The sequence below is a fragment of the uncultured Microbulbifer sp. genome, assembly GCF_913055755.1.
GTDB lineage: Bacteria > Pseudomonadota > Gammaproteobacteria > Pseudomonadales > Cellvibrionaceae > Microbulbifer.
In genome coordinates, this window is the sequence record NZ_CAJXKH010000121.1 from 1 (window position 1) to 9,649 (window position 9,649).

General features: G+C 54.1%; 14 protein-coding genes. 10 read left to right on the forward strand and 4 right to left on the reverse strand.

Annotation, left to right across the window (positions count from 1 at the left end):
- Positions 1 to 548: 548 nt before the first annotated feature.
- The 3 genes from QZ511_RS15310 to QZ511_RS15320 all read left to right on the forward strand — a co-directional run bounded on the left by QZ511_RS15310 (position 549) and on the right by QZ511_RS15320 (position 2,267).
- Complete coding sequence (locus QZ511_RS15310; RefSeq protein ID WP_295803652.1) at positions 549 to 839, forward strand: hypothetical protein; 291 nt, start codon at positions 549 to 551, stop codon at positions 837 to 839.
- Between the two features lie 116 nt (positions 840 to 955).
- On the forward strand, positions 956 to 1,612 hold the full coding sequence (locus QZ511_RS15315; protein WP_295803654.1) for a GNAT family N-acetyltransferase: 657 nt from the start codon (positions 956 to 958) through the stop codon (positions 1,610 to 1,612).
- Positions 1,613 to 1,631: 19 nt separating this feature from the next.
- Positions 1,632 to 2,267, forward strand: a complete 636-nt coding sequence (locus tag QZ511_RS15320; protein ID WP_295803656.1) for a hypothetical protein — start codon at positions 1,632 to 1,634, stop codon at positions 2,265 to 2,267.
- A 155-nt stretch (positions 2,268 to 2,422) separates the two neighbouring features.
- Here QZ511_RS15320 and QZ511_RS15325 read toward each other — a convergent pair whose 3' ends face one another.
- Positions 2,423 to 3,046, reverse strand: a complete 624-nt coding sequence (locus tag QZ511_RS15325; protein ID WP_295803658.1) for a glutathione S-transferase family protein — start codon at positions 3,044 to 3,046, stop codon at positions 2,423 to 2,425.
- A 113-nt stretch (positions 3,047 to 3,159) separates the two neighbouring features.
- Here QZ511_RS15325 and QZ511_RS15330 point away from each other — a divergent pair, with 113 nt between their 5' ends.
- Positions 3,160 to 4,167: a YafY family protein gene (locus tag QZ511_RS15330; RefSeq protein ID WP_295803660.1), complete on the forward strand. Its 1,008-nt coding sequence runs from the start codon at positions 3,160 to 3,162 to the stop codon at positions 4,165 to 4,167.
- A gap of 29 nt (positions 4,168 to 4,196) precedes the next feature.
- Here the strand turns inward: QZ511_RS15330 and QZ511_RS15335 are convergent, their stop codons facing one another.
- The 3 genes from QZ511_RS15335 to QZ511_RS15345 form a co-directional block, all read right to left on the reverse strand.
- Positions 4,197 to 4,823, reverse strand: coding sequence for a glutathione S-transferase family protein (locus QZ511_RS15335; protein WP_295803662.1), 627 nt, complete (start codon positions 4,821 to 4,823; stop codon positions 4,197 to 4,199).
- Between the two features lie 72 nt (positions 4,824 to 4,895).
- A complete protein-coding gene (locus QZ511_RS15340; RefSeq protein ID WP_295803664.1) occupies positions 4,896 to 5,246 on the reverse strand; it encodes a hypothetical protein in 351 nt (116 codons plus the stop codon).
- Between the two features lie 41 nt (positions 5,247 to 5,287).
- Positions 5,288 to 5,731, reverse strand: coding sequence for an SRPBCC family protein (locus tag QZ511_RS15345; protein ID WP_295803666.1), 444 nt, complete (start codon positions 5,729 to 5,731; stop codon positions 5,288 to 5,290).
- Between the two features lie 234 nt (positions 5,732 to 5,965).
- Between QZ511_RS15345 and QZ511_RS15350 the strand changes: the two genes are divergently transcribed.
- From QZ511_RS15350 to QZ511_RS15375, 6 genes are all read left to right on the forward strand, one after another.
- On the forward strand, positions 5,966 to 6,334 hold the full coding sequence (locus QZ511_RS15350; RefSeq protein WP_295803667.1) for a PH domain-containing protein: 369 nt from the start codon (positions 5,966 to 5,968) through the stop codon (positions 6,332 to 6,334).
- A gap of 50 nt (positions 6,335 to 6,384) precedes the next feature.
- On the forward strand, positions 6,385 to 6,828 hold the full coding sequence (locus QZ511_RS15355) for a cupin domain-containing protein (RefSeq protein WP_295803669.1): 444 nt from the start codon (positions 6,385 to 6,387) through the stop codon (positions 6,826 to 6,828).
- 49 nt (positions 6,829 to 6,877) lie between these two features.
- Positions 6,878 to 7,774: a hypothetical protein gene (locus tag QZ511_RS15360; protein ID WP_295803671.1), complete on the forward strand. Its 897-nt coding sequence runs from the start codon at positions 6,878 to 6,880 to the stop codon at positions 7,772 to 7,774.
- Between the two features lie 92 nt (positions 7,775 to 7,866).
- Entirely contained in the window at positions 7,867 to 8,382 is a 516-nt protein-coding gene (locus tag QZ511_RS15365; RefSeq protein WP_295803673.1) for a DUF1993 domain-containing protein, read from the forward strand.
- A 36-nt stretch (positions 8,383 to 8,418) separates the two neighbouring features.
- A complete protein-coding gene (locus QZ511_RS15370) occupies positions 8,419 to 9,147 on the forward strand; it encodes a spermidine synthase (RefSeq protein ID WP_295803675.1) in 729 nt (242 codons plus the stop codon).
- Positions 9,148 to 9,312: 165 nt separating this feature from the next.
- Positions 9,313 to 9,649 (forward strand): ATP-binding cassette domain-containing protein (locus tag QZ511_RS15375; protein ID WP_295803678.1); only part of this gene is annotated, 337 nt, incomplete at its 3' end.

Genomic DNA, 9,649 nt, shown 5'->3' on the forward strand with positions numbered 1-9,649 from the left:
TTACCGAATATTTGGGGAATTAGGCCATACAAGCAGCGGCAGAGCGACTGCCAACGCTGGGCGTTAGGCAATGTCATGTCGAGATTCATAGGTGCATCGAGCCTCTGTATAGCCGCCTCGGCGAATCATATTGCTGAAGGGGCCATTCCAAATGATGAATTGTGCGATCGATTGGCAACCTTCGCGAACAACGTTAAGGGAAGATAGGAGTTTACCCTCACCAAAAACTGGTCAGAGTTTGCGGAGAGTTGCGCACATGCAAGAAAAGCACTGGGGTCAAACCTTATAATTTACACCGATGTGTCAAGTGTAAGTCCCGCCCCTAGTCCTATGCAAAGAATTAATATTAGATAAGGGTTGGCTTCATGAAAATAAAATTGCTATCGGCTATGTTTTTTCTTCTAGGATCAGGCTGTTCGAATGTACCAACTATAGAGCCTGAAAGTTTAGCGGATCACTCGCATTATGTGTGTAACATTAAGTATGAGTATTACGTGTATCACCCTCGAGGCTGCTCCTTCTCGCATGGCGAGGTCGAAGGGAAATCAATGTATAATGCCTCCGCTTCTATTCATCACCCAAGGTGGCCGAAAGATAAAAGAGCGGTTACTGTCGCATATAGAGAAATTTCTGACGATGATTTCCAGCTCACCTTAGTTCTCTGGGATAAAGTTTTGAATATAATTAACCCCAACAGAACAACAGGTGTAATGGTGAGCCCAAACGAAACAAGTATCCTTATTACATTTGTTTCTGGATACGAAAATATCCCTAAAGGTACAACGTTATTTTTTAGCCGAGAAGATCATCATCACTATTTAGAAAGCACTGAGCAATAAGGTCCCGGATCCAGCTAAATTCAGGGTGACCTTCCCCTGCATTTACAGGCAATACAGAACATTTAACCACGAGAACCAACTCTCCAATCAATGTGCGCTAAACCGGGATTCAACAGATGCCTGAACCAAATTTCCGACCCTGTCGCGCACAAGACGCGGATATCGCTGTACCGCTAATCTACAGCTCCGGCCCAGCCGCATTCGACTATGCCTTTTGCGATAACGACGCACAGCAGGCGCGGGACTTTCTTCGCCACGCGTTTGTTCGCGGTGATTCGGAGTTTGGCTACCGCCAGCATACAGCCGCGGTGATCGACGGTGAGGTGGTGGCGGTTGGTGCCTTGCGCAATAGCACACAGAATCTGCGTTTCACTGTTGCGGCCTTCCGCGATATCGTGCGTTTCTATTCACCGCTCGCCGCCGTGCGTACCGTGGCTCGCGGACTGCGCACCGAAATGGTCATCAGCCCGCCCAAGGCCGGAGCGGCGGTGATCTACCACCTCGGCGTGGCGGAGGAGTATCGCGGGCGAGGCATCGGCGGCGCACTGATTGCGGAATTGCTACGGTCCGCCCGGCAGCACAAGTTCCCGGTTGCTGCACTGGACGTGGCCGAAACCAATCCCCGCGCGAAGGACCTGTATCAGCGACTGGGCTTTACTGCGCAGCGCACCAGAAAGTCCACGTTGCAGTCGCCGTTTGGTCGGGTCGTGGATCACACTTATATGGAGCTACCTTTGTGCCTTGAGATAGAAGAATCAACCAACCAACAATAACTCAATAAGGATTGAAATCATGGATCGTATTATTCTTGGAATCGCCACTGTTTTACTTGGGGTTTTTTGCTATTCACTGTGGGACAAGAATCAAGACCTGGAAGAGAGTTACACTAAAGAGATTGAAAAAGGAAGGATTTCGATCAATTCAACGATGCTTTCCGAAGCAACGGAATTCACCTTTATGAAGGTGGAAAACCAATTCACCTACTACATGAAAGAAGAAGATATTGGCCCTCAGAAAGGAAAATGGGAGGCAATTTACACCTGGAAGTATCCTTTTAACTTCGGCTACAAGATCGAAGGCGATTGGAACTGGTGTATTGATGTGAACAATGAAGAAGGAATCGTATCCATTAACGCGCCTGAAATAGTTCAGCTCAACAAATCCGATGCATCCCCTAAAGTCGGCAAGATTTTCAATGGGGGCTTTAAAACGACACAAGTGGCTGCGCAGCAATGGATGGTCAGCCTTGCCAACGAGAAAATGCAGGATACGGCCAAAGCGTACCTGGAAAATGATACCGTTCAGGATTCCGTAAAAAAATCCCTTTCTTCATTTTTCCGCGGAATCTTGAATGACGCACACAAAAATGGAAACCCGATTAACGAAGTTATCGTCAATGTAACCAACACTAACTCCTGTAGCGTATAGGTCATAACTCCCTCCTCCAAAATAAAAGCCCGGCCATAATTTTTTAAACATTTTCAGCTTTTTTGATAGGGGGAGATGATTCTTTATTTTCGCCGAATCATTATATTGCCTGGCCAGCGAAAACTTGGGGTTGTCGCTGGCCAGGCATGTCTACTTCACGAGGTTGTTGCCACCAGTGCGTCATCTTTTTCCGACGCGCGACGGTAGGCTTCGCGCGCCGTGACCCGCTTTGCGTAATCAATGAATTCGATACGCTTTTCAATGGTGCCAAATTGCACGCCCCAGGCGATCTGTGAACCCACGTAGACGTCGGCAGCGGTAAAGCGCTCGCCGGTGATCCAGGTGTGTTGCTTCAACCAGTTCGACAGGTTATCGAGTACCTGGGCGTAGCTGCCATAGCCCACCATTTTCTGTTTCTGTGCATCCGGTTCTACCCCCAGAGTCTTGGAGTCGATAATTGCGGATTCCAGCGGGCCTGCGGCAAAGAACAGCCAGCGGTAATAACTGGCACGCTCTTCGGGCAGTGGAGCCAGGCAGGCTTGCGGGAAGGCTTCCGCAAGGTAGGCGCAGATGGCGGCGCATTCGGTCACTACCTGGCCGCGATGTACGATGGCCGGCACCTTGCCCATCGGGTTGATTCTCAGATAGGCGGGGGCTTTCATGCTGCCGTCGTATTCGAGCACCTCGGTTTCGTATGGCGCGCCCACTTCTTCCAGCATCCAGCGTGCAATGCGTCCGCGGGATTGGGGATTTGTGTAGAGGGTTACTTCATCGCTCATAGCTGCTCTCCGTAGCTGTTTGCTTGTTGGGGAATGGTTGTGATCCGAATGCGCACACTGTAGCTATTAATTAGGCTATATTCCGTCCTAATAAAAGAAGCGGGCTGCAAGTTATGTCGAATCCGACGACGCGGGTACTGGCACTGCTGGAGCTGCTGCAGATCCACGGTAATGCCAGCGGTAGCGAACTGGCACAGATGCTCGGGGTGGACGGCCGCACGCTGCGCCGCTATATCGCGATTCTGGAAGAGATCGGTATTCCACTGACGGCGGAACGCGGGCGCCACGGCGGTTACCGGCTGGTGTCCGGCTACAAGCTGCCGCCGATGATGTTTACCAATGAGGAAACGCTGGCCATTTCTCTCGGCCTGCTGGCGGCGCGCAGCCTCAGTGTGGGCGAAGTCTCTACCGCCGTGGCCAGCGCCCAGGCGAAACTCGAGCGGGTGATGCCGCAGAAGCTGAAACAGCAACTGCGCGCACTCGGCGACAGTGTCACCCTGGACCTGGTACCGAGATCGCCCCCGGACAGCGGCACACTGGCCACCTTGGCCACCCTGGCCGCCGCCACCCAGAGCCGATGCCGCACCGTGTTCGACTACACCAGTGGCAGCAACGGGGCGACCCGGCGCGAGTTCGACCCCTACGGCCTGGTGTTCCGCTACGGCCGCTGGTACGCGGTAGGCCACTGCCACCTGCGCAGCGATCTCCGTACCTTTCGCCTCGACCGTATACAGCAGTTGCGTGCGCTGGATATCCCGTTTCAGCGGCCACAGGACTTTGATGCTGCCGCTTATCTCACCCACAGTTTTTCGGGTATGGAATCCGGTATTGAAGTGGAACTACTGCTGCATACAGACCTTGCGAACGCCAGCGCGGTGCTCGGGGACGAACTGGGCCTGCTTACGCCTAAACAGGGTGCGGTGCTATGGCGTGCGCACACCGGCTGCCTAACGTGGTTCGCGTCGCAGCTGGTGCGACTGCCGTTTGCCTTTGAAATTCTCAGGCCGACGACCCTCAGGGCCGAGTTGCGCCGGCACGCGATGAATCTGCTGGCGATGACCACTGAAAAACAGATAAAAGTGGCACAAGGTTCAGGACATTTGGATATAACCGAAACGTAGCCTAACTGAACACGGCTTTCCCCTGCCTCCTACATATCCATTGCTGCAAGTCCCTCGGCGATACTCACGGGCGCCGCCGGCCGGGCATACATAAACTTCAGGTATTCCTTAAGTCGCGGTGCGCCGTCGAGCAGCCCTGCACCGTTTACCCAATCGAGTGTATATGCCGCATTGAAGTCGGCCACGCTAGGCCGGTCGCCGACGATGTATTCGCGTCCCTGCATATGCTGCTCCAGCACATCCACCATCGCCCGGCAGTCCTGCTTCGCCAGCTCTATATCCTGCGGCAGCCGCTTGTCTTTCGGGTAAATGAAGGTGTGCCGGGCTATGCGCCACAGCGGCTGTTCGATTTCGGTCATAAGGAAGAACATCCAGCGATACATTTGCGCCCGGTCTTCCAGTGACTCCGGAATAAAGCCCGCTTCCGGATGCTTCTCGGCCAGGTAGAGCTGGATCGCGGCGGACTCCGTAAGTACGAGATCGCCATCCACCAGCACGGGGACTTTGCCGGCGGGGTTGAGGGCGAGGAATTCTTTGCTGTGCCCCTCTCCTTTCATGAGATCCACCGGGTGCATTTCATACTCCAGCCCCAGCTCATTCAGCAGCCACATCACGCGCAATATTCGGGTGGGTGGTGTTCCGTATAGTTTGATCATTTTCAGCGCACCTGCATTCTGCTCGATGGGTTAACTACCACCGAACAATAGATTGCCCGGTGGTAGCGGGATTTACGGCGTGGGAATCGGCATGCACTCCATCACTTCCACACAGTCGCCGGGAAAGATGGCGAAGTGTGGGTGATTTTCGAAGAGCTTGGCCGCATCTTCGTGACTTTCTGCTTTTACGATCACATAGCCGGTCATATTGTTGCGCACATCGCTGATACCGCTAGAGTCAATGCGCTTGGTTTTGCCCAGTGGGCCGCCCTCTGCGACGAGGATGTCGCTGTGCTTTTCCATCCAGCCGCCCCAGGCGGCCATGCCCTCCTGTATACGCTGCTGGCGCTGGTCTTCGGACAGGTCTTCCCATCCTTTCATTGAGTCCGGTTCTCCGAGATACATGGCGAGGAAGTTTTTCACGATTTCTCCTTGGGCAACTTGCTTGCTGATATGGATGCTTGTTACTGATTGATTTCCGGTTCCACCAGGCGGGCCAGTGCGGACATGGACTCCTGCCAGCCGAGGTAGCACATCTCCACCGGAATCATGTCCGGTATCCCTTCCTGTACGATGGTGAGCTCGGTACCGCAGGACACGGTCTTCAGAGTGACGGTGACATTCATGGTACCGGGCATATTGGGATCGTCGAATGTATCGATGTAGCAGAGCCGTTCGTTCTCGACGAGCTCGGTGAATTCCCCACCAAATGAATGGCTCTCGCCGGTGGTGAAGTTGGTAAAAGAGGCCTTGTAGGTTCCGCCCACCTTGGGCTCCAGATGCTCGTAGGTGGCGTAGAAACCATCTGGAGGCGACCATTTCGCCATCGCCTGGGGAGTGATGAAGGCGCGATATACACGCTCTGCGGGTGCGCGCAGGACGCGATGCAAACGTACGGTACCGGGCATGGTGCTTTTCCTTTTCTATCAACCGACATTGTGCCGACCTGAATCCTTCCTGTGTGCCGTATAGTGCCCAAATGACCAAACCGCCACTGTGACGCAATACAGATTGTCCCGATGAATTTGGAGACTCTGATTGTCGTTGAGTGTGTTGATGCTAGGTAACATGTACTCAGGCTATTTACCGCGCCAAAGATATGGCATTCTCTGGAAATCGCTCTCAGAAGAAAACGCCAACCAATGATCGATTTTGAAAACAAGGGCCTGTTCAAACTCAAACAGAACCCGAGCTATGCCGAAAAGGTGGCACCGTTGCTGCTCGAGGGGGAGGAAGTACTGGATTCCTTCAAATCCATGCGCGACGGCATCGTGTTTACCAGCAAGCGCATTATCGCGGTGAATGTACAAGGCATCACCGGCAGTAAAAAGGACTTCACGTCCCTGCCCTACAAGAATATCGTCGCCTACTCGGTCGAGACCTCCGGAACCTTCGATATCGACAGCGAGCTGGAGCTGTATTTTTCTGCGCTGGGTCGGGTGCGGTTTGAGTTTAGTGGCAAGTCACGGCTGATGGATATTGCGCACTATATTGCCCGCTACGCACTCTGACGGGAATTTGAGACACCAAAAAATATTTAACGGCCACGCCCAGAGTAAATATGAAAACAATAATAACGATCTCCATGTTCACAGGGATACTGGCGAGCGTATACAGCCTGACCAGTATCGCATCGGCAACAAGACCTGACAGCGATGGTTTTGTAATTGAACAGGAATCTGATATAGCCAAGCCGCAATCCGGGCCACACAAAGGTGGTGGTGAGACCACCGGCTTCCCATTTTTCTCTGATGTGCCAGCCATGGACCTGGTATTCAAGAAGCGGATACTGCACCCGGGATCGGCCATCGGCTATCACGAGCAGCACAAGGATGAGATTTACTATGTAGTCAGCGGCAGTGGTGAACTGACGATGAATGGGGAGAAGTCTGAAGTTGGGCCGGGTACTGCCATTCTCACGCGTCCGGGAAGTTCGCACGGGCTGCGCCAGATCGGCCCGGAAGACCTGGTCATTTTTATTGTTTACCGAAAGCACACAGACTAGAGAAGAGCCAACTTTTCCTGCAGCTGCACGTCGCAGGACTGAAACCAGCATGGATGCCAATCACAAAATGAAAAGCTTTATAAGCATACTTGCCCTGATACTTGCCAGCGCCTCACTCTGCGCCGAGGCGGAAGACGATGAAGCGCCTTTTGATTTCGAGCGCACTGTCTCCATAGTACAGCCGACTGCTAGCGGCCACATCATTTACCAACGTCCCGCCAGCCCCTCGGAGTATGGTGGCAATTTTGACCGCCAGGGCTTTGTGCTGCTCTATCGCGCACTCGAACCATATCTTTACTTGCTACAACTACCAGAGGAAGCCGCACCGGTTCCACAGCAGGAAGGCGCCGAGTGGAAACTCGTATTCGTCAATCCGGAAGCTACCCGACCTTACTTCGTCGGCGACCAATGGCTCGGTGACGGACGATTTCGCATTGCCATGGAGAAGGATGACTACACCCGATTGGCAAGCCTGCTCACTGAGCGACAGCACACCGCCACCAATACCGGCAGCGCGGAAAACTATATCAAACGTATCCAGAAAGGATCCTCACTGGACGAAATTGTGCCATTCCCGGAGTTTGCCGGGGACATTGCCCCCCAACCGATCCCCGATTCAAGCCGGCGAGAAATTGCGCCCACGGCACTGTCGGAATACTCTCCCGCCAAGCCTCTGCCAGCCAGCGAGAACTCCCTCAACTTGGCGCATACAAGAGAAACCAGCGCCAGTGCCGAGTCACTGCAAGCCGGGAAGGACACAACCACCCAGGCCCCTGAAAACACCGCTTTAAAAGAAGCAATTCTGACCGAGCAAAAAAGCGACATCGACAGCCAGCCCAAAAACCCGGGAAAGGACTATACCGACTGGTGGTTGCCACTTCTCGCCACAGCCCTTGCGGTTAATTTTATTGTGCAAGCGCTAAAGAAATCCCGGAAGCCATTGTAGATGCTGATAAAAGTGCATTATCGGCAATTTAACTACAGTAAAGGTTTATTCCGGGGCACACCGGCCCTGCCATGCCACAACAAGAGACCAATATGCCAAACCAGCAGATTTTAGAGATCAAGCGCATTTTCACCACACGACTGGACGTGCTCGACCACCTCCTGTCCGTCGGCGAAAAATTTGTGGAAGATGTCGACGCTCTGGTACAGAAGCGCCTGGCGGATGACATGTTGCCTTTCGGGGCCCAGGTTGTGTTTATGTGCAACCAACCCAGGGGCTTTGCGCAGTGGTGCGCCGGCCAGCCGGTGGATAACCTGAGCCCCGAGGTCGAATCCTTTGCCCAGGCGCGCTCGCACATTACCGACACCCGAAAAATGGTCGAGGGTATCAAGGTGGACGACAGCCAGCTGGATACAGTAAAGCGTATCGGACTCGGCCCCGGTGCCTATTGCGAGTTTTCCGGACACCAGTACGTCAACGATTACCTGATGCCCAACCTGTACTTCCACATCACCACCGTCTACGCCATGCTGCGCCAGATGGGCGCGCCGATTGGCAAAGCGGACTATATGACGTTCCTGCGTCCGCACATCCAGAAAGAGGCGTAAACTGCGCCCAATCGCTTACATCAGGACGAATCGATCATGTCCCTGCTATTTGAAGAAATCGACAGCCAACCCTCGCCGCTGGGTGAAATTTCCCTGCGCCGGCGGCGAATCCCCGCGCTCGGCGACAGAGATATCTATGAAGTAAAGCTTGGCGAAGAGTTCTTGATGTCGAGCATGTTCGTGGAGGCGGAAGAGGCGCTGTCTACACTCGGGCTGGCTGCGGTTCACGGCGACAAGCTCGATGTTGTGGTGGGCGGGCTGGGACTCGGTTATACCGCCGTTGCCGCATTAAAAGATGCGCGCATAGCTGAGCTGCTGGTGGTGGACGCGCTGGATACGGTCATTGGCTGGCACAAAGACGAGCTGGTACCGCTGGGGAAAATCCTCAATGCGGACACCAGAAATCGCTATGTACATGGCAGCTTCTTCGATCTGGCCACAGTGCCCGGCACCGGCTTTGATCCAGAAAATCCAGGAAGGAAGTTCGATGCCATTCTCCTGGATATCGATCACTCCCCGACCGAATACCTGAACGCGGCTAACGCGAGCTTTTACACCACCGAAAACCTGGCGCTTATGGCCGAGCAGCTGAAGCCCAAGGGCGTGTTCGCGATGTGGTCGCAGAATCTTCCGGAGCAGCGCTTCGAGGCTTTGTTAAAGACGGTTTTTGACACGGTGGATTCCCATGTTATTTCTTTCTACAACCCGTTTCTAAGTGGCGACTCCACGAACTCGGTTTATGTCTGCATGAAAGGAGCCGGCTGACCAGCCGGTTCAATAAACCCCTCGGCACGCCTCAACCTGTACGATTTTCGTACTCTTTCCTCGACACCCTGCCCCCAAGCCCTTATAGTGCGCGGCCCGCCGTACGCCTGTGCGCTGGCGGACCTCATCAATACCGCCCACCTGAAAGCCCCCGGGAATACGCTCTTGATCACCACCGCGAACATCACCATGCAGTTTGGTGCCCAGCCGCTGTTTGAAAACATCTCTGCCAAGTTCGGCAACGGCAACCGCTACGGCCTGATCGGGGCCAATGGCTGCGGCAAGTCCACCTTTATGAAGATCCTGAGCGGGGCGCTGGCGCCGACTTCCGGCAATGTGTCCATGGCTCCCGGCACCACCCTGGGCATCCTGAGCCAGGATCAGTTTGCGTTCGAGGAGTACTCGGTAGTCGACGCGGTGATCATGGGTGACACCCGCCTGTGGGAAATCAAGCAGGAGCGCGACCGCATCTACTCGCTGCCGGAAATGAGCGAGGAAGACG